This is a genomic window from Streptomyces mayteni, from assembly GCF_054783955.1.
The window spans coordinates 55,693-71,722 of the sequence record NZ_BAAGPR010000025.1 but is presented as its reverse complement, the minus strand read 5'-3'; the positions used below and the strand labels follow the sequence as shown (position 1 = coordinate 71,722).

The window sequence follows — 16,030 nt, the reverse complement described above, 5'->3', positions numbered from 1 at the left end:
AGGAGCCGGCCCGGACCGGGAGCCGGCGGCGCCAACTGTGCCGGCGGCGAGGAAGCCGTCCGGCGGGCGCGCCGGGTCCTTCGAGCGGGGCCTCGCAGCCGCCCGCCAGTACCTCGCCCGGGAGGGCCACCTGAAGGTTCCCCGCAGCCACGTCGAGCACCTGGTCCTCAAGGACGCCGCCGGCTGCGGGGACCAGGAGCCGGGCGAAACCGTCGCCGTGCGCCTTGGTGTCTGGAGATCCAACATGCGCAGCAGGCGGGACGCGCTGCCGGTCGAGCAGCAGACCGCCCTCGACGAGCTCGGGCTGTAGGGCGCCTCAGACACGGCTAGGTGAGGTTGTGGAACCGGCCGGCCGCCTTTGGCGAGGGCGGCCGGCCGTGGGGCGGCGTCGGGTGGCCGGGGACGGCCAGTCGCAGCGCCGACCGGGGCTGCTCATGCCCGGGGCGTCACCGGGCTCACGTACTCATGGAACGGAACCTGAACCTCTGGGCCTGGTCGCCTGTGCACGGTTTCGTCTCGATGATGTTGCTTTCCACGGTGGTGAGGCACTCGTTGTCGGCGGCCACGATCTCGTACCAGCCGTCCCCGAGGGGGACAACGGAGAAGCGCTCGCTATCGGTGTAGACGCCACACGGCTCCTGCCGGAGCGTCCCGCCGAGGAAGTCGTGATAGACGACGGCGCACTTGTCGACGAAGGTGACGATCTCGTACCACCCCACATCGACAGGGCGCAGACGGAACCGCTGGGGATCTTGACCCGTGCAGGGCTGCGTCACGATGAACGCGCCGTCGGAGCCGTTCTGCACCGTCAGGCATTCGCCCGCGGAGGTGATGATCTCCGCGCCCACGACCTGACGCACGTCTGCCTGATCAGGACCGGATGCAGCGGCGCCCTGGGCCCCGCTGAACACGGACAACAGGGCCGCCGCCATCGCTGCTGCCGCCACACCCAGCAGACGAAGCGACCTGGGAAACCTCACAGTCACTTGACCTCCTCCTCGCCGGAGCAATCGCCTCGATCACGCTCGCCGCTCGGGCGACGAGCGCTGTTGTGACAAGCCGACAGCAGCCACGATTCCGGCGACAAGACGGACTCCGGTTACTTCCCTCGAAGGTGGGAGCGCCCGAAGCCTCTGGGTGAGCACAGCCCGGTCTTGCTGCCGGGAGTGGAAGGGCGCGCAATCCCGGCGATACGACGCCAGGAACAGCGCCGATTCGGCTCCTCCCCACCCCCGGTAGTGGGCCTCGGAACGTGCTGGCCGCGAGGAAGCCCCAGTTCGAGCGGGCCTTGGCCGCCGCCCGGCAGTACCTCGCCAGGGAGGCCGCCTCCGCGTTCCCCGTGGTCACGTCGAACACCTCGATGTCGACGACGTCGGCCCCGGCGGCGGGGGCCAGGGGCAGCCTGAGGCCGTCGTCGTGAAGCTCGGGGTGTGGCGCAGCAACATGCGCAGCCGGCGGGACGCCCTGCCGGTCGAGCAGCAGGTCGCCCTCGACGAGTTGGGGTTGTAAGGGCGGCTCGGGCACGGGCGAGATTGTGGAACCGGCCTGTCATCGCATGGCGTGTGGGGCCGACAGAGGCGTCCGGCAGACGGTGCGGCGCCGATCGCGGTGGGGGCCGGTGCGGCGGCCGATCCGTTCGTCCCCGGAAGGCGGAATCGGTCCTGTGCCACGACGGGCCGCCTCGTCCCGGCGTAGCGCGGGTCCGAGGCGGGGGACGCCCGTCGTTCATGTTGGCCGACGGTTGTCCGGCGATGTTCTTGATGAGTGGGAATCGGCGTGCTCACTGTGCCGGCGGCGGACAAGAGCGGCGGTAGACGTGGGCGCCTCAAGCGTGGGGTGCTCACCAACAGAAATGGGGTGTTCGTCTGCGACGGATACGGCGATGGTGCCCGCCCCTTCGTGGGCCGGACACCATCCTTCAGGTTGTACGGGGCGGCGTCACATGTCATAGATGGGGGAGCCGTTGAACTGACCGCCCTGACATACCCATCCGCCGGGCACGTAAGCGGGGTTCCCACCGCCGGCCAGACAAAGTTCCTGGGAGACGGACCCAGCCGCTTCGGCGCTGGCGGCGAGGGTGAGCGGCGCGGCCAGACTGACACCGAGCAGAATCAAGGTGGAGATGGTGCGGCGCATGAAGTCCTCCTTCAACGATACGAACGGGAACTGGATGTCCCGAACGCAACCCTGTCCACCCAATCCAGCACAAACCATGAACTACTTCTTCTGAGTGACCCCCACACGATCACCTCGCGCGCCCGGCTGGCCGGGTGACGCCCTTCACTCGTGGGCGTGGCCACAGGTGACTCCACCGCATCGGTCGGGCAGGTCCGGGGCGACGGGCTGTGACCAGCGGCCTGACGACCACCTTCGGGAGTCTCGATGCGTATCCGCACTACGATTGCCGCTCTCGCCCTCGCTGCCGCGGGCCTGCTGGGCGCCGCCGGTACCGCCACCGCCCAGGAAGGCTTCGATGCCGGCTTCGGCCAAGGTCAGTTCGTCGTCAACGAGAACGGCGCCGGCGTCGCAGGCACCGAATCGTCTGCCTCCTCGGACGGTGTGCAGCACACCGACTTCTGGATCTGGTCCGACGACACCGGCGTCTCCGGCTCCTTCACCGGCTCCGGCGCTACCTGGCAGCAGGGCTAGCCACGCCACCCACTGCTCGACACCGTGCCCCGTTCTTCGGCCCCCGGCCGCCGGGCGGGGGCTTCTCCATGAGGTCGTTCACGGGCGTCCGGTGGCGCTCTCGTCGCCCCGCGCCCCCCGCCACGCCTGGTTGACCACGCAATCGGGGCTTGCCTAGAAGCTTGACCAACCTGGTCAACCCTCGGGTCTCAGGTGAGTCCGTCCAGGTGCTCATCGAGTTGGCGGAGGTCGGGGTTGGCGAGGATGTCGTCCATGACCCGCTGCCGCATCTCGGGGAGGTAGGCGTCAGTGACCTCCTGCGGGTCGACGCCGAATCCTCGGGCGAGGTGGGCGGTCTGCTCGGGTGTGAGACCTTCGCTCAGGGCGATCACCGCCCACACCAACAGGATGTGCGAGCGCGGCGCGGCGACGCCGTCGACGTCCTCGGTCTCCTCGAGGTCCCAGCCCACCGTCCGGGCCTGGTGGAGCATCCAGCGGTAGAACTCGCTGTCCCTGGGATGACGCATATCGCCCATCCTCGCCCCAACAGCGCCGGCCCGGTGGGGATTCCGACGAACCCGGAGCGAGACCGGGCGGGGATCGTCCCCCGGGTCGCCGGTGAGCCCGTCGTGCAGGCCGGCTGAGCGCATCCCGTTGTCGACGGCGGGGTCGAGGTGGCGCCTTCGGGTGGAATCGCGCGCGGGCGAAGAACCCAAGCGCCCCCGGATGACCACTCCGGGTTCCCCGCGGCCACGTCGAACACCTCGCCCTCGACGGCGACAGCGGCGGCGGCCAGGAGCAGCCCGAGGTGGTGTCGGTGAATCTGGGGGTGCGGAGATCCAACATGCGGTCGCGACACACGCTGTCCGTGGAGCAGCAGTCCTCCCTCGATGTGCTCGGATTGTAGGCGTCTCGGTCCATGCTCCACTGTGCCAGCTGACCGGGTATCGGGCGGCCCGTGACGGCGTCCACGCTCCAGTTGCTGGGCCCACCGGTCGGGATCACGGCGGCTGATCGGGTGGTCCTGTTCGTCCCCCAGCGTGGAACAGGGAAGCGTGAGGGCCGCGGCCGGTAGTTCCCCTGTCGTGTCGGGTCGCACAAAGGCTGCCCGCTATCGCGAGATCAGGAGACTCCCCGTGCGTATCCGCACTGTGCTCGCCTTGTTGTCCTCACCATGGCCGGACTGTTCACCACGGCCGGCACCGCTTCCGCTGACTCGGACGTCGCTGTCCTCAGTGGGTTCAACGACAACCCGTGCATCTCCATCGACGTCATCTCCAACCCCGACGAACCCGTGTCGACCACGGTCCAGGGCTCGAACTGCGGCTGACCTCTACCCCGCTTCACCCGCGGCCACATCGAGCACCTGGTCCTCCAGGACGTCGTCGACGGCGACGAGGACCAGGAGCCTGGCGCGCGGTGCCGGCGCCCCCGGACCACAGACCCTGCGACCGCGACGGCCGGACGCTGCCGGCGCTTCGCGAACTCCCGCCACGCCAGCAGCACCACGCCGCTCCCCGCCGCCGGGCTGGTGCGGATACGCGGGCTCGACGTGTTCGAGGATTCGGTGGCCTCAGGGCCGATGAGGAGTTGGGACGGTCGACCCCAGGCGGAGTGGGAGGGTTTTTTGGTGCCAGTCGACCGGGTTGGTGCCCCGATGTAGATCCGCCGGGTCGGCGGCCAGCCACAGGTCGGGGAATCGACCGAACAACGCGGTCAGGGCGCTGGCGATCTCTTCGTGGGCGAGGTGTGCGCCGACGCAGCGGTGGGCGCCGTAGCCGAACCCGAGGTGCGGCTCCCGGCCGCGGCGGGTGCGGGCGATGTCGAGGCGGTCGGGGTCGGTGAACGCGGCCGGGTCACGGTTGGCCGCGGAGACGATCGGCAGGACCGCTTCCCCCGCGCGCACCGGAGTGTCGCCGAGGGCGATGTCGCGGGTGGCGTAGCGCGGCAGCGCGCGGACGACGGGGCCGCAGTAGCGCACGAGCTCGTCAATGGCGTGCGGCATGAGGGTGGGGTCCGCGCGGAGCAGAGCGAGTTGGTCGGGGTGGGTGAGGAGAGCCTCGGTGCCGTTGGCGATGAGGCTGACGGTGGGGATGTGCCCGGCGACCACGAGGTTGACGATGAGGGTGACGAGTTCGTCGGTGCTCAGTCGGTCGCGGTGGTGGGGGGCGAGCAGGTCGGAGATCAGGTCGTCTCCGGGGTGGGCCTTGCGGTGATCGATGAGGATGTGGGCGTCGTCGATCATGCCGACGAGCGCGTCGCCGAGTTCGGTACCGCGGACGCCGGCGTCCAGGGTGGTGCTGCGGGCTCGCCAACGGTCCCGGTCGGGCTCGGGGATGCCGATGAGTTCGCAGATCACGGTGATGGCCAGCGGGCCGGCGAAGTGTTCGACGAGGTCGACGACGCCGTCTTCGGCGTGGCCTGGCAGGTCGTCGAGGAGTTGGGCGGCGATGGCGTCGATCCTGGGGCGGAGTGAGGCGACCCGGCGGGGCGAGAACACGGCGGTGAGCAGGCCGCGCAGGCGGCGATGGTCGGCGCCGTCCACATCGAAGATCCCGGCGCGCAGGTACTTCTCGTACCCCGGGCGCATGCCGCGGTCCTTCCAGGTCTGCTCGGTGCGGTTCGCGACCGACGCGACCGGGCAGGCCTTGGCGCTGTTCGTGAAGCGGGGATCGCTCATGACGGTACGGATGTCCTCGTGGCGGGTGGCCACCCACATCGGGTCGGCGCCCCGCACCCGCCCCCGCACCATCGAGGCACGTTCCCGGATCCGGGCATAGGAGCCGAAGGGATCCCGGACCAGTTCCTGATCGCCCAGGTCCAGCAGCTCGTCGTCAGCGTCGGTGATCTCCGGATCCTGCTCGGCCATACCAAGGCGCTCCAAACCGGCGATTGTGCGGTTGCGGCACCTCCAAAAATCACACACCGCCCACGCCGTGCGTCCCCCATCGGTGTGAATCCACCCAGACGAGTACATCACCGCGACTCCCGACCAGCACAGGTCTCCGGCCCCCTGGCTTCACTCCTTCGGAGGGTTCGCGTGGTGGCATCGCCTACGGTGCCTGCCTGACGTGCAAGATCGTGCACCAGCCGCCCGACAACCGGAATGAGGAGCATGCCCATGGCCTTCCTGGCCATCAACAGCGCGACTGACGACGAGAACAGTGACGAGGACGCCCCCGACGCGTCGGCGGAGGTGCGCGACCTGGTTCGCGATGTCGCTCAGCGGGACGACGTTCCCCAGGACTTGCGGCAGCGCGCCCAGGCGATCGCGAACAAGGAGGACGCCGGCACGGCCGGCTGATCCTTCCGTCCTTTTCCGTCCGGTCCTGGAACCCGCGGTTCCAGGACCCCCGTCGTTCCGCGGGCCTGAGCCACGTGTCCCTCTGGCGGTGCTCGGCTCCGCGAGGCGCTTCCCGTCCCGTGTGTTGGAGTGTGTACGCGTGTGAGTTCCCGCCGGCTGGCGGTGTTCTCCTGCCGTTCGCGTCGTCACTCGGTAGCGCCGGTGGCGTCAGTGCGACCACCAGGCCCGGCGAGCGTCCGGTGACGGTCACGGATTCCCTGGCGGCGGTTCCCGGCGAGTACACCGTCACCGTGAAGCCCGGCTTCTCGCCGGAGGCGGTGCTCGACGAACTCGACGTGCTCACCCGCCTCGGCCCCAACTCACCCAACCGCCTCCTCCACACCCGCGGCCTCTGACGCAAACGGAACGCTTGAGCGGATCCGACCGCCCGAGAGATCGCACCGGGCTGGTGGTCCAGTCGAGTGAGCGGGCGGCCCCGAGCCAACCGGGGGCGAGTACGGTTCCCCGGGTGATCGATGACATGCCCTTCGCCGCTCAGCTCAGCCCGTCGACCCGGCAGAAGGTGACCGAGCTGGCGAAGCAGACCATCACACGGCACGGGCAAACCCCCAGGGCGTTGATGGAGATGATCGCGGTCGCCAACCACGAACTCGATCGCGGTGAGGAGTGGGCGATCGAGCTCGCCGACGTCGTCCACGAGCACTACGAGGCCGCGATCAACCAAGCCGCCGACCTCGCCGAACAGGTCGGCGGTGACCCGAAGATCGCCGGCGTCGCGGCGGTGCCCTCCCCGTACCTGGTGGAGGAGATCCTCGCCGACCGAGCCAAGCGCCAGCAGCGGGAGCGGGACTCCCCGGCCTGACGAGACAGTTCAGCAGGTGCCGGGTGCGCGTTCGGGTGAACCCCGCGGCCGGGCCGCAACCCGCGCGGGCCGGCGGGGTTCACCCGCCATGAGAATCCCGCGCACCACCCTCACCACCCTGATTTCCCTGGCCGCCTTCCCCGCTCTGGCGCTGTGGCCGGCCACCCCCGCCACCGCCGCCGTGCCCGCTGGCCCCGGCGAGACCGTCCAGGCCCCGCTCGCCGAGCTCATCGCCGCCCTCCCCGTCCGCGACGAGTCTCGGGACGGGTACCGGCGGGAGAACTTCAAGCACTGGACCGACACCGACAAGAACGGCTGCAACGCCCGCAACGACGTCCTCCTCGAGGAAGCCATCGTCGCCCCCGAGGTCACCGGCCGGTGCACCATCACCGCCGACACCGGCCAGTGGTGGTCCTGGTACGACGAGACCACCGTGACCGGGAAGTCCGGCATCGACATCGACCACATGGTCCCCCTCGCCGAAGCCTGGGACTCCGGCGCCAGCACATGGACCGCCGCCGAACGCGAGGCCTACGCCAACGACCTGAACGACCCCCGCGCCCTAGTCGCGGTCTCCGGACGCTCGAACAGGTCCAAGAGCGACCAGGACCCCGCCGAGTGGATGCCGCCCGCCCCCTCCGCGACCTGCCAGTACATCGCCGACTGGGTCGCCATCAAGACCCGCTACGGCCTCGCCGTCGACCCGGTCGAGCTCGCCGCCATCAACGAGACGGCGGCCGGCTGCCACAACGACCACGACGTCGCCGTCACCCTCGCCCGATAGACCGGAGGCAGCCACTAAGCAAGCGCCCTCGCCCGCCATGAACACAGGCGAGGGCGACGTCTTACAGGACTCAAGCTGAGGCGGTGACGTCTTCACATGCGTCGACCCAACGAGCCAGGAGACTCAGGACAGCCAGCCGTTCCAGAGCATCCTGGGCCGTCATCTCGTCCGTGCCGTGAGCCGACGTGTTGCGTATCGCCATCTGCGCGCCAGGAGCGAAGAGGCGCAGCCCATCGTTCATGCTGCGGACCGTCTGATCGTCTGGGTCACCGGGCCAGCGCAGGCGTGGCTCCCGCTGAGAGAAGACCTGCTGCCAGAGGCTGGTGGCGGCGAGATCCCGTCGGCCGGTACGACTTTGAACGTGTGCGACCAGGGTCTCAGCAGCGGAGGTGACGGCTTCCCGGAAGTGTTCGTTCGTCCAGAGCCGAGAGGCGGCGCCCCACACCAAAGGATGCAACAACTCCACTCCAGAGACGGATTGTGCCTCCGCTGCGGCCTTACGCTCCATAGCCTCCAACCGCCCCAGCATCTGGTCGCAGGCCTCCAACACATCGTCCGGTTCCAGCACCGGCTTGGGGTTGGTCATCGACGACCAGGCCGCGACGGGGTCCACCGGTCCATGCTTCTCCACGTCGATGAACATGCGTGTCATTCCAGGCGCGTGGCACGCTCGGCCGGCAGCCCGGGCGACCCTCACGCGTGCGCTCTTGATGTCGGCAGCGTCAACACCTCGCCGCGGTGTCACTGCTGGCAGCAGACCGCGATGGGCACGGTTCACGTCATGAAGGGAGAGGAACTCCTCCAACGCGCTCTTGAAGTCGGCGACCGACTGAGCGGTCTCCCTCAGGTACTCAGGATCACGGTCTGCTTTCATGCCGCTGATCCTCACATGGCCGCAGCGAGGAGCTCCTCGGCAGCGGCCGGCGGCAGCGCCGGGCGAGCACCGGCGCTGCGCTCTGCGATACCCGGTGACAGCGGCCAGCGGATCAGGCCAACGCCTCGATGGCCGCCAGGATCAGCTCCCTGGCCCGCGCCCCATATACCGCGAGCTGCTGCAACTCCCGGTGAGCCTTGACGTAGTCGGCGATCTCGCTGGGGGCGGAGACGGTCACCTTCGCGGTCAGCAGCTCGACTCGGGCCAGCTGGTCATCGAAGACCATGAAGGTTTCCATCGGGAGGACAGCGCGCTCTGCGGCGAACGGGATGATGCCCATCGAGACCGAGGGCAGGCTCATCGCGGCCATCAACTGCCCGAGCTGGCCGCTCATCACCTCCGTGTCGCCGAGCCGGTGCCGCAGCACCGTTTCCTCCAGCAGGACGACGAAGCGGCGGTCTCCTTCCCGGATGACCTGGGAGCGCCGAATGCGGGCGGCCACGGCTTGGTCGATGTCGTCCGGGGTGCCGATGAAGTCGCTGATGCTGCGCATGACCGCCGTGGCGTAGGCCGGGGTCTGGAAAAGGCCGGGGACCAGGTCGGAGCTGTAGACGCGGAAGTGGCGGGTGCGTTGGTAGAGCGGGACGCTGGCTTCTTGCAGACGTCGCATGCCGGTGCGCATCTGCCGACGCCACTGGACGTACATCGCGTCCAGTTGGCGGTTGGCTGCGACCAGGTCCGCGACCTGGTCGCCGGCGTCACAGGCGCGGCACCACGCCCGAATATCGGCGTCGGATGGCCGCCGCTGGCCGCCCTCGAGGCGGGAGCGCTTGGACTCCGACCAGCCGCAGCGCTCGGCGAGCTCGCGGCCGTTCAACCCCGCGTCCAAGCGGAGCTCCCGCAGCCGCGAGGCGAGGCTTGCGAGCGCGGCCTGGACGCTTGAGGTGGAGGGAGATGGCGAGGACATGGGACGGGTCAGCGGGGCTGATACTCCTGGTGCGGGATGGCTCGAGCCCAGACCCTATCGAACGCGCCGGTACACAGCGCCACCGTCGCCGGGTCGGTGGTGACCTCGTGCTCCACCAGGTGGCCGTCGCCGGAGAAGTGCCCCAGCCGGGCTACGTGGTCGTCGAAGAGCCAGAAGTCGGTGCCTGGCAGCGCGAGATCTGCGGCGCGGCGCCGGGGCAGCCAGCGCACCTGCTCCCCCGCCAGCAGGTTGCCGGCGGTGACGTAGTGCTCCCATCGGATGTACTCGCTCACCGGCTCGGAGATGATCCGGGCTCGGCGCACCACTACGCCGCGGGCCACTGCCTGGGTGACGTGGCCGTAGAACGGGATCCACCACTCCGCCTGGTTGTCCCAGTCGATGCGGTGGCCGGTCCGCCACCGTGCGATCTCTTGGGCCTCGCTGTCGGCCGCGTACTGGTCGCGCATTTCCAGGTGCACGGCCGACCGCGTGCAGCCGGCCAACAGGTCAGCGAACGAGGTCAACCCGGCCTGCTCCGCTGTCGTTCCCGCTGCGGCCTGCCATGGCGCGCTCCATCTCGTCACATGCTGCTCTGAGGACCGGCAGCATCCGTGCCGGCATCAGGATGACGTCCTCGGTGTCCGGGAGCGGGCTGCGCTCCCGGGTCTCCTGTCGAATGGCCTCGCTGGCCTTCCAGCCCTGGAGAACGAAGTTCAGCTCCTGGACGTCGACCCAGGCTGCGGGGCAGTCCTCTCCTTTGGTCTCAGGATCGATGCCGACGAACACTAACCCCATGGCGGCCTCCCGCTCGTAGCACCTTGCTGTCTCTTGCCTGACCATCCCCTCGCCACGGTCGACCGTCAAGACCGCCACAGGCGCCTCAACCTGCGGCGACGAATCAGCTGGCAAGTTCTGGCAAGGTCATGGACCGGCGCCGTGCGGCCCTTCTACCGTCTTGTCCCCGCGGAGCAGCCGCTCCCGCTCCGCCGGACTTCGCACGTTGGGGAGAGCTGAATGACGACCGCCGCAGCGACGGCGCTTCACAGAGTCCCGGTGGTCCTGTACGTGGCGACCTGTGTCGACCACGCTCCCCAGCCGATACTGGAGTTCTGCCGCAGCTATGCGCAGGCCCGCCCGTGGCGGGTGGCCGCGGAACTGACGGATGCCATCGCCGACCCGCTTCTGCCGACGACCCGACGGCCGGGGTGGCGACAGCTGCGGGAGCTGGTCGTCGGCGGCTGGGCACACGGCGTACTCACCTACGCCGGCCCGATGATCGCCATCGGCCGCGACGCCTACACCGACATGGAGCTGTGGGCGCAGCATCGCGCGTGCTTCCTCGCCACGGCCTGGACGCCCCACGAGGGCGACGTCGTCCGGGACACAGCTCGCGGCCGCACGGGCGTGTGCATGAAATACGACGCGCGCGGCACCAGAGTGTGGCTACGGCCCGAGGGCGGGGGCCGGGAATGGACCGCCCCCACGACCGCGCTGGAGCCCGGCGTCCTGCCCATAGCGACGGATGCCTGAACGGTAGTCAGATTGGCCGGGGCGGCGGCGCGGCAGTGCCCCGCACCGCCGGGCTCGGCGCCGGCCGCGACCACAAGCGCAACCACGGCAGGCAGGAACGAGTCCGGCGACGACGTGCCGCCTCCGGGCTACGCGTCGATGTCGCGCAGTTGCTGCAGGAGATGCTTGGCAAAGTGCGCCTGGGAGGGATGCAGGCCTCTCCGGCCGTCCGGGTGTCGCAGCGTCTCGCCTGGCGGGGAGAACGGTGCTGACAGGATCTGCAGAACCTTCTGGCAGTTCGGGCAGCCGTTGACCGGCCCGAGCACGAAGGGATGGTCCTCTTGTAGATGGAGGCCCCACTCCATGGAGATCTCGATCTCGTGGAACTCGTCGAAGATGGCGGACTCCTTGGAGCGGTCGGGGTCCGTCCGGTCGGGGGCAACGCTCCAGTAGACCTGGGCGAGGTCCCTGCACACGACACAGGTCGCGATCTCCGACGGCAACGCCATAGCCCCAGCCTATGCCGAGCGCCGACGGCGAGAACACCCCGTCACCTCGCCGCGGGCGATGTGCGGCACCATGGCGACAGCAGGTCAGGCGGCGCAGCCCGGAGGGACCCATGACCGAGACTCGGCTCGGCTTCGAAGCGTGCGAGACGTGCCGGCACCTGGCGCGCCAGGCCCGGCAGTCCGGCGAGGACGTGACGGCCCGGCGCAGCACCGAGGTGCTGTTCGGCCTGCACGTGCTCACCGAACACCCCGAGGCGCCTGTCCCCGAGCCGGTGCCGGAGACCTGCGCGACGTGCAGCGAGCTCCTCGCGCACCTGCCGGTCGACGACTCCGGCGGCTGCATCACGACCGACGATGTCGTGATGCAGCACCGCGCCAGCCACCTCCTGCACCTGGTGCCCGTCGTGCCGCCTTCACTGTGGCGGCCGGCAACTGAATCTTGACCGGTGTCGCTTAGTCGGCCCGGAGAACCTCGTTGCGCAGTGCGCGCAGCAGGGTCAGGGCGTCCCGGTCGTCGGCGTCGGTGAACGCGTGGATCGCCAGGAGGATGGATCGGGCGACCAGCTTCGCGGTGACGGGATCGTCGCCAGCGAGGGCGGCCTGATTGTGCAGGGCGTCGGTCAGGACGAAGACCATGCGGGCCATCGGATCGCTGTTGATCTCCGCGACCAGCCGGCCCGTTTCGTCGTAGTCCATGGTGGCGTCGATGCCGAATGCGGAGATGAGGATGCGGTGGAGTGTGTGCTGCCCGTAGGCAGCCAGCAGAGCTGGTAGCGGACGCTCGCCAGCACCACCCGCCAGGACCGTCAGGACATCGTCGTTGTTTCCGACGACGGCCTCCAACGCGGCCAGTGCCCGCAGGTGCTCATCGTCAGTCAGCTCAATGTCCATGGCACCGCAGAGTAGGCCAACTCCCGGAACGCACGGTGGCGTTCGCCGAGAAAACACTCGCCAGTGTCTGGCAAACCGGCAGCCACCGGTCATCATTTTGCGGCGCCGGACAGTGCAGAAGCACCCAGGTCGGGGCGTGGCAGCCTTCCATAAAATCGAACAAGTGATTGAATACGGGTCATGGTGAACCCTGGCTTCCCCGACGACCTGGTCCGCGATCAGCACGCCTGGAACCACGCCTACCAGCGATTGAGCACCTGCCGGCCCGAGGAGTACGCGGTGCTCCGTCGTCGAGTGCTCCACCTGTCCTGTCGGATCGCCTACCACCCTCACTGGGCCGGGCGCCGCTCGCCCGCGGGCTGGGCCGAACTGCGCCGCTACACGCAGCAGCACCAGCAGGTCGACCAGCTCCTCGCCCGGGCGGCATGAGAGCCACCCAGCGGCAGGCGCAGATCCTGAACGCGCTGCGCGAGGCGGTCATCGAGGACGGCGAGGCCCCGACCGTGCGGCAGTTCGCCGACGCCGTCGGGCTGTCCAGCGCTTCCACCGTCGTCCACCACCTTCGGCGGATGGAGGAGCAGGGCCTCGTGCGCCGCACCGGTCACCGTCGCGGCTGTTACCTTCCCGCCCGCTGAACCGCCGCCTCCACGCCTTCCAACGAAGTCGCCTCCGGTCTCCCGGCAGCAGCGCGGGCTTCTCGCCGAATCTGCGCGCGCTGCCCATCAGCACTCACTCCGGCGGGAGGTTGACCGTGGCCGCCTCAGGCTTGTCCAAAGGCTTGTCCAAAGGCTTGTCCATCGAGGTCAACCACCGCTTCGACCTGCGGTTGACCAAGCCGCCGTTCGGTCAGGAGCCGCGCCGGAAACGTCCCAGGAGGCCACGGTCGGGCCGGGTGGCGAGCTCCCGGCGGCAGGCGACGCAGTGGAGACCGTCCGGCGCCGGGACGCGGCGTAGTTCGGAGTCTGTGACCGGCTGGTCGTCCGCGCGGGGCTGGCCGCAGCGCTGGCACGTCCCCCGTCGCGCGGCCCGCGCCATGGCGATCTGCTGAGCCCGCTCACGCTGCCGTTCCCGCTCTTGTCGTTCACGCAAGTGTTGTTCGCGTTCCCGCTCGCGCTCCTCTTCTTCGCGGATCCGTTGGTCGTCGAGGCGCTGTTTGCGGGCCTGTGCACCGTCTGGGTTGGCCAGCGCCGCCGCGAGGTCCTCCTGGTCGGCTGAGTGGCCGTAGCGGCGCCAGATCGGGCCGTAGGGGCCATGTGCGCGTAGGGCGTTCAGGGTGGTGGCCAGGATCGGGATGGCGTCGCTGAAGTCCGTCCAGGTGTCCATGCCTCCGCGGCTGTAGTTCGTGGTGTAGGCGGTCCTGCCGCTCCAGTAGGCCTCGGTGAGCTCACCGACGGCGCGTATCCGGTTGGCCAGGCCGCGTGGGCCGGCGCCGGTGAAGACGAGAGCGACCGGCGGGTGCCCCTCGCGGTCGGTGGGGCCGTAGAGGGTGCGCCAGTACGGCACGCGCCGTTCCCGAGCCGGACCGGCGGGCGCGCTCACGGTGCGGCGGAAGAAGCGGCGGTACCGTTCGAACTTCTCCGCGATCCGCGCCGGAGTCTCGGTCCCGCCGTCGACTTCCACCGCAAGGAACGGCATAGCCGGCTCGGATTCGGGAGCACGCAGCACCGCGTCCGGCCGGGGGCTACCTTTCGACGGCGCGCTGACCGAGCCGGTGACCGGCAGCACCACCTCCGTCGCCCACGAGGCAATCGTGCCGATGCCCGCCGGCGGGAGCGCGGCGTCGGCAGCGGGCTGCTCGGGGCGCGGCTGGATGAACGCGATGAGGGTCTCGTTCGTCGCCATGGCGTGCGGGGCGCCGTGCCGGCCGGCACCACGGGCTGTTCCACCGAGGCGACGGTCGGGATCGAGCAGCTGGGCGGCGGCATCGAGCCCGGCGGGTGTGAGGCGCCAGATCTTCTGCGACTTCGGATGCCTGCCCGGCCCGGCGGCGGCCACGGTGGGCGCGCGGCCGAACTGGCCCGGTGGCCCCTGGGTGTTGCCGTCGGAGACGACCAGGCCGTGGTGCGCAAGGTCGAGCAGCGCGTTGCGGGCGACCTTGTTGTCCCGGGCGTCAGGGCGTGCCAGGCGCTGCAGCTGGCTCGCGGTGGCCACCTTCAGCACGCCGAGCGCGCACAACACATCGGCACGCATCCGCGCGGTCGATCCGTACGGATAGAGCACAGCGGCCACGTCGTTCCTCCCCCTCTGCCGAGACCAACTCCGAAGGTCGGCCTCCGGTTCCAGCAGTCATTCCCATCTCCACATCCCTCCCCCCCTCCCCCCGCGACCCCACCCGAAGTGGGGTATCGGCATCCCGGACCAGGGTTGTCGAGCAGGCTGATCTGCGGTGATGAGCGCCCTCAGGCGGGCCTTGGCGGTAGGGGGCACGGTAGGGAGATCGGTACGGGCCCGAGTATCAGCGACGCCGCGGTCAAGCCTGGCTTGACCAGCACCCCACAGGGCTTGACCAGCAGACGTCGACCAAGGCTTGACCGCCCGAAGCCCGGCAGCCACACCCGTCGATGCCACTCCCCCGGTGTTCATGGGTGACGTCCAGGTCAGAGCGTTGGCCGCACCTGCCAACACGGGGGTGGCAACTGGTGCCAACACGAGTGGCAATCGCGTTGGCAGCAGTTGCCACCCGGGAGTGCGCGCGGATCTGCCGCGGCGCCGCCGATGGGACCTCCCGCGACAGCGCGGAACCGCTCGGCTCGCGTTCCTCGCCTCATGTCGTGCCGGACAGAGCCCGCGACTTCACCGAGGCCGCCTCGAGGCTGGCCCAGATCTCCTCGACGAGGTGAGCGGGATATGCCGTGGCCTCACTGACGTCCAAGTCCATCCAGGACGAGCCATCTCGTGACGAGTAGATCCGTCCACCGTCTGGGGTTGGTTCCCCGCCGCCCAGACGGAGAAGTCTCCAGCAGCAATCGCCTCGGGTGAAGTTCCAGGTCTCCCCGTCGTGCGTCACCTCGACGGCACAGCCACAGCCGAATCCCCCGTCGGTGTCAGGATCGTAGGCGCCGGGCTCGTGGTGCCAGATGAAGGTGGCGGCCTCGCCCATGCACGCGGCGACCGCGGCAACCGTGTCATGAGCGTCGGCGGGGAGGACCACCGTAGTGGGGATGGCGTCCAGTTCGTTGACACAGCTGTGGGCGTAGCGGTCAAGAAGTTGCTCGATGTCATCGGCGGCGGCTTGCAGCCGAGCTGTCGCCGTGGCCGGGCCGGCGGGCGGCAGCGTGTTGGCGTCAGGCGGGGGCAGTTGGGTGTCACCCCGGTCGATGATGCGGGACAGGGCGCCGCTCAGTGCTCGCAGGGCCTGGGCAGCGGCTTCGATCTGAGAGAAGACGGCGGAGGCCACGTCAGCGGCCTGCTGAGGTGTGTAGAGGGACCACTCTGTGCCCAGAGCGACTGGGAGGGCACTGGCCGATTCCGCGATGGCGCAGGCCACGGTGATGGTGTCCACCGGCTCAGGCAGTTGGTCCGCGTTGACGCAGCGGAACTCCCCGAGCCAGTCCGCCGCGAGGTCTTTCTCGTCGGCGGCCTGCCAGCGGGTCCGCCAGTCGACGGTCGGCATCATGCGCATCCTCTCTGCCGTGGGACAGCGAACGGGACGGTGCGCACCGTCCCCCGGCGGCTCTGGTTAGGCGGTCGGCTTGTTCGTCT

Annotated in this window: 24 protein-coding genes; 12 read left to right on the top strand and 12 right to left on the bottom strand. The window is 69.5% G+C overall.

Translation table 11 applies throughout. The features are described from left to right. Positions 1–37 precede the first annotated feature (37 nt). A complete protein-coding gene (locus ACYVPE_RS14470) occupies positions 38–310 on the top strand; it encodes a helicase associated domain-containing protein (RefSeq protein ID WP_461033965.1) in 273 nt (90 codons plus the stop codon). A 145-nt stretch (positions 311–455) separates the two neighbouring features. Here ACYVPE_RS14470 and ACYVPE_RS14465 read toward each other — a convergent pair whose 3' ends face one another. Then, the gene (locus ACYVPE_RS14465) at positions 456–947 is read right to left on the bottom strand and encodes an RICIN domain-containing protein (protein ID WP_461033964.1); all 492 of its coding nucleotides are present in this window, start codon (positions 945–947) and stop codon (positions 456–458) included. Positions 948–1,252: 305 nt separating this feature from the next. Between ACYVPE_RS14465 and ACYVPE_RS14460 the strand changes: the two genes are divergently transcribed. Next, entirely contained in the window at positions 1,253–1,420 is a 168-nt protein-coding gene (locus tag ACYVPE_RS14460) for a hypothetical protein (RefSeq protein WP_461033963.1), read from the top strand. 518 nt (positions 1,421–1,938) lie between these two features. Here the strand turns inward: ACYVPE_RS14460 and ACYVPE_RS14455 are convergent. Beyond that, on the bottom strand, positions 1,939–2,136 hold the full coding sequence (locus ACYVPE_RS14455; protein WP_461033962.1) for a hypothetical protein: 198 nt from the start codon (positions 2,134–2,136) through the stop codon (positions 1,939–1,941). A gap of 246 nt (positions 2,137–2,382) precedes the next feature. On the opposite strand from ACYVPE_RS14455, the gene ACYVPE_RS14450 reads away from it, so the two are divergent. Further along, positions 2,383–2,649: a hypothetical protein gene (locus ACYVPE_RS14450; protein WP_461033961.1), complete on the top strand. Its 267-nt coding sequence runs from the start codon at positions 2,383–2,385 to the stop codon at positions 2,647–2,649. A gap of 188 nt (positions 2,650–2,837) precedes the next feature. On the opposite strand, the gene ACYVPE_RS14445 is transcribed toward ACYVPE_RS14450, so the two are convergent. After that, the gene (locus ACYVPE_RS14445; RefSeq protein WP_461033960.1) at positions 2,838–3,155 is read right to left on the bottom strand and encodes a hypothetical protein; all 318 of its coding nucleotides are present in this window, start codon (positions 3,153–3,155) and stop codon (positions 2,838–2,840) included. 647 nt (positions 3,156–3,802) lie between these two features. Here ACYVPE_RS14445 and ACYVPE_RS14440 point away from each other — a divergent pair. After that, positions 3,803–3,958 carry a hypothetical protein gene (locus tag ACYVPE_RS14440; protein WP_461033959.1) on the top strand — a complete coding sequence of 52 codons (156 nt, stop codon included), beginning with the start codon at positions 3,803–3,805 and terminating at the stop codon, positions 3,956–3,958. Positions 3,959–4,201: 243 nt separating this feature from the next. Here ACYVPE_RS14440 and ACYVPE_RS14435 read toward each other — a convergent pair whose 3' ends face one another. Then, positions 4,202–5,512, bottom strand: a complete 1,311-nt coding sequence (locus ACYVPE_RS14435; RefSeq protein ID WP_461033958.1) for a cytochrome P450 family protein — start codon at positions 5,510–5,512, stop codon at positions 4,202–4,204. Between the two features lie 237 nt (positions 5,513–5,749). Here ACYVPE_RS14435 and ACYVPE_RS14430 point away from each other — a divergent pair, with 237 nt between their 5' ends. From ACYVPE_RS14430 to ACYVPE_RS14415, 4 genes are all read left to right on the top strand, one after another. After that, complete coding sequence (locus ACYVPE_RS14430; RefSeq protein ID WP_461033957.1) at positions 5,750–5,932, top strand: hypothetical protein; 183 nt, start codon at positions 5,750–5,752, stop codon at positions 5,930–5,932. Between the two features lie 239 nt (positions 5,933–6,171). Next, the gene (locus ACYVPE_RS14425) at positions 6,172–6,327 is read left to right on the top strand and encodes a hypothetical protein (protein ID WP_461033956.1); all 156 of its coding nucleotides are present in this window, start codon (positions 6,172–6,174) and stop codon (positions 6,325–6,327) included. A gap of 113 nt (positions 6,328–6,440) precedes the next feature. Further along, complete coding sequence (locus ACYVPE_RS14420; RefSeq protein ID WP_461033955.1) at positions 6,441–6,794, top strand: hypothetical protein; 354 nt, start codon at positions 6,441–6,443, stop codon at positions 6,792–6,794. A gap of 88 nt (positions 6,795–6,882) precedes the next feature. Next, complete coding sequence (locus ACYVPE_RS14415; RefSeq protein ID WP_461033954.1) at positions 6,883–7,578, top strand: HNH endonuclease family protein; 696 nt, start codon at positions 6,883–6,885, stop codon at positions 7,576–7,578. 70 nt (positions 7,579–7,648) lie between these two features. On the opposite strand, the gene ACYVPE_RS14410 is transcribed toward ACYVPE_RS14415, so the two are convergent. The 4 genes from ACYVPE_RS14410 to ACYVPE_RS14395 all read right to left on the bottom strand — a co-directional run bounded on the left by ACYVPE_RS14410 (position 7,649) and on the right by ACYVPE_RS14395 (position 10,292). Then, the gene (locus tag ACYVPE_RS14410; RefSeq protein WP_461033953.1) at positions 7,649–8,221 is read right to left on the bottom strand and encodes a TIGR02391 family protein; all 573 of its coding nucleotides are present in this window, start codon (positions 8,219–8,221) and stop codon (positions 7,649–7,651) included. A 343-nt stretch (positions 8,222–8,564) separates the two neighbouring features. After that, on the bottom strand, positions 8,565–9,419 hold the full coding sequence (locus ACYVPE_RS14405) for a helix-turn-helix domain-containing protein (protein ID WP_461033952.1): 855 nt from the start codon (positions 9,417–9,419) through the stop codon (positions 8,565–8,567). A gap of 8 nt (positions 9,420–9,427) precedes the next feature. After that, the gene (locus ACYVPE_RS14400) at positions 9,428–9,943 is read right to left on the bottom strand and encodes a DUF6879 family protein (protein WP_461033951.1); all 516 of its coding nucleotides are present in this window, start codon (positions 9,941–9,943) and stop codon (positions 9,428–9,430) included. Further along, positions 9,927–10,292 (bottom strand): hypothetical protein, encoded by a 366-nt coding sequence (locus tag ACYVPE_RS14395; protein ID WP_461033950.1) that lies wholly within the window; start codon positions 10,290–10,292, stop codon positions 9,927–9,929. Before ACYVPE_RS14395 ends, ACYVPE_RS14400 begins: the two co-directional genes overlap by 17 nt. Before the next feature lie 141 nt (positions 10,293–10,433). On the opposite strand from ACYVPE_RS14395, the gene ACYVPE_RS14390 reads away from it, so the two are divergent. Next, positions 10,434–10,949 (top strand): hypothetical protein, encoded by a 516-nt coding sequence (locus tag ACYVPE_RS14390; protein ID WP_461033949.1) that lies wholly within the window; start codon positions 10,434–10,436, stop codon positions 10,947–10,949. Positions 10,950–11,077: 128 nt separating this feature from the next. Here the strand turns inward: ACYVPE_RS14390 and ACYVPE_RS14385 are convergent, their stop codons facing one another. Then, entirely contained in the window at positions 11,078–11,437 is a 360-nt protein-coding gene (locus ACYVPE_RS14385) for a hypothetical protein (RefSeq protein WP_461033948.1), read from the bottom strand. A gap of 110 nt (positions 11,438–11,547) precedes the next feature. Between ACYVPE_RS14385 and ACYVPE_RS14380 the strand changes: the two genes are divergently transcribed. Beyond that, entirely contained in the window at positions 11,548–11,880 is a 333-nt protein-coding gene (locus ACYVPE_RS14380; RefSeq protein WP_461033947.1) for a hypothetical protein, read from the top strand. Between the two features lie 10 nt (positions 11,881–11,890). Here ACYVPE_RS14380 and ACYVPE_RS14375 read toward each other — a convergent pair whose 3' ends face one another. Then, on the bottom strand, positions 11,891–12,328 hold the full coding sequence (locus ACYVPE_RS14375) for a hypothetical protein (protein WP_461033946.1): 438 nt from the start codon (positions 12,326–12,328) through the stop codon (positions 11,891–11,893). A 180-nt stretch (positions 12,329–12,508) separates the two neighbouring features. On the opposite strand from ACYVPE_RS14375, the gene ACYVPE_RS14370 reads away from it, so the two are divergent. After that, positions 12,509–12,757 (top strand): hypothetical protein, encoded by a 249-nt coding sequence (locus tag ACYVPE_RS14370; RefSeq protein WP_461033945.1) that lies wholly within the window; start codon positions 12,509–12,511, stop codon positions 12,755–12,757. Then, complete coding sequence (locus ACYVPE_RS14365) at positions 12,754–12,963, top strand: LexA family protein (protein ID WP_461033944.1); 210 nt, start codon at positions 12,754–12,756, stop codon at positions 12,961–12,963. The genes ACYVPE_RS14370 and ACYVPE_RS14365 overlap by 4 nt, the downstream gene beginning before the upstream one ends. Before the next feature lie 211 nt (positions 12,964–13,174). On the opposite strand, the gene ACYVPE_RS14360 is transcribed toward ACYVPE_RS14365, so the two are convergent. Together ACYVPE_RS14360 and ACYVPE_RS14355 are read right to left on the bottom strand one after the other, a co-directional pair. After that, a complete protein-coding gene (locus tag ACYVPE_RS14360; protein ID WP_461033943.1) occupies positions 13,175–14,557 on the bottom strand; it encodes a replication-relaxation family protein in 1,383 nt (460 codons plus the stop codon). Positions 14,558–15,092: 535 nt separating this feature from the next. Then, positions 15,093–15,944: a hypothetical protein gene (locus tag ACYVPE_RS14355; RefSeq protein WP_461033942.1), complete on the bottom strand. Its 852-nt coding sequence runs from the start codon at positions 15,942–15,944 to the stop codon at positions 15,093–15,095. Between the last annotated feature and the right edge of the window lie 86 nt (positions 15,945–16,030).

Bases quoted from the DNA above. Each gene is read 5' to 3' on its own strand.
- ACYVPE_RS14450 (WP_461033961.1), top strand. From the start codon at position 2,383: ATGCGTATCCGCACTACGATTGCCGCTCTCGCCCTCGCTGCCGCGGGC.
- ACYVPE_RS14355 (WP_461033942.1), bottom strand. From the start codon at position 15,944: ATGATGCCGACCGTCGACTGGCGGACCCGCTGGCAGGCCGCCGACGAG.
- ACYVPE_RS14365 (WP_461033944.1), top strand. From the start codon at position 12,754: ATGAGAGCCACCCAGCGGCAGGCGCAGATCCTGAACGCGCTGCGCGAG.
- ACYVPE_RS14405 (WP_461033952.1), bottom strand. From the start codon at position 9,419: ATGTCCTCGCCATCTCCCTCCACCTCAAGCGTCCAGGCCGCGCTCGCA.
- ACYVPE_RS14430 (WP_461033957.1), top strand. From the start codon at position 5,750: ATGGCCTTCCTGGCCATCAACAGCGCGACTGACGACGAGAACAGTGAC.
- ACYVPE_RS14375 (WP_461033946.1), bottom strand. From the start codon at position 12,328: ATGGACATTGAGCTGACTGACGATGAGCACCTGCGGGCACTGGCCGCG.
- ACYVPE_RS14415 (WP_461033954.1), top strand. From the start codon at position 6,883: ATGAGAATCCCGCGCACCACCCTCACCACCCTGATTTCCCTGGCCGCC.
- ACYVPE_RS14440 (WP_461033959.1), top strand. From the start codon at position 3,803: ATGGCCGGACTGTTCACCACGGCCGGCACCGCTTCCGCTGACTCGGAC.
- ACYVPE_RS14385 (WP_461033948.1), bottom strand. From the start codon at position 11,437: ATGGCGTTGCCGTCGGAGATCGCGACCTGTGTCGTGTGCAGGGACCTC.
- ACYVPE_RS14455 (WP_461033962.1), bottom strand. From the start codon at position 2,136: ATGCGCCGCACCATCTCCACCTTGATTCTGCTCGGTGTCAGTCTGGCC.
- ACYVPE_RS14410 (WP_461033953.1), bottom strand. From the start codon at position 8,221: ATGTTCATCGACGTGGAGAAGCATGGACCGGTGGACCCCGTCGCGGCC.
- ACYVPE_RS14390 (WP_461033949.1), top strand. From the start codon at position 10,434: ATGACGACCGCCGCAGCGACGGCGCTTCACAGAGTCCCGGTGGTCCTG.
- ACYVPE_RS14370 (WP_461033945.1), top strand. From the start codon at position 12,509: ATGGTGAACCCTGGCTTCCCCGACGACCTGGTCCGCGATCAGCACGCC.
- ACYVPE_RS14380 (WP_461033947.1), top strand. From the start codon at position 11,548: ATGACCGAGACTCGGCTCGGCTTCGAAGCGTGCGAGACGTGCCGGCAC.
- ACYVPE_RS14445 (WP_461033960.1), bottom strand. From the start codon at position 3,155: ATGCGTCATCCCAGGGACAGCGAGTTCTACCGCTGGATGCTCCACCAG.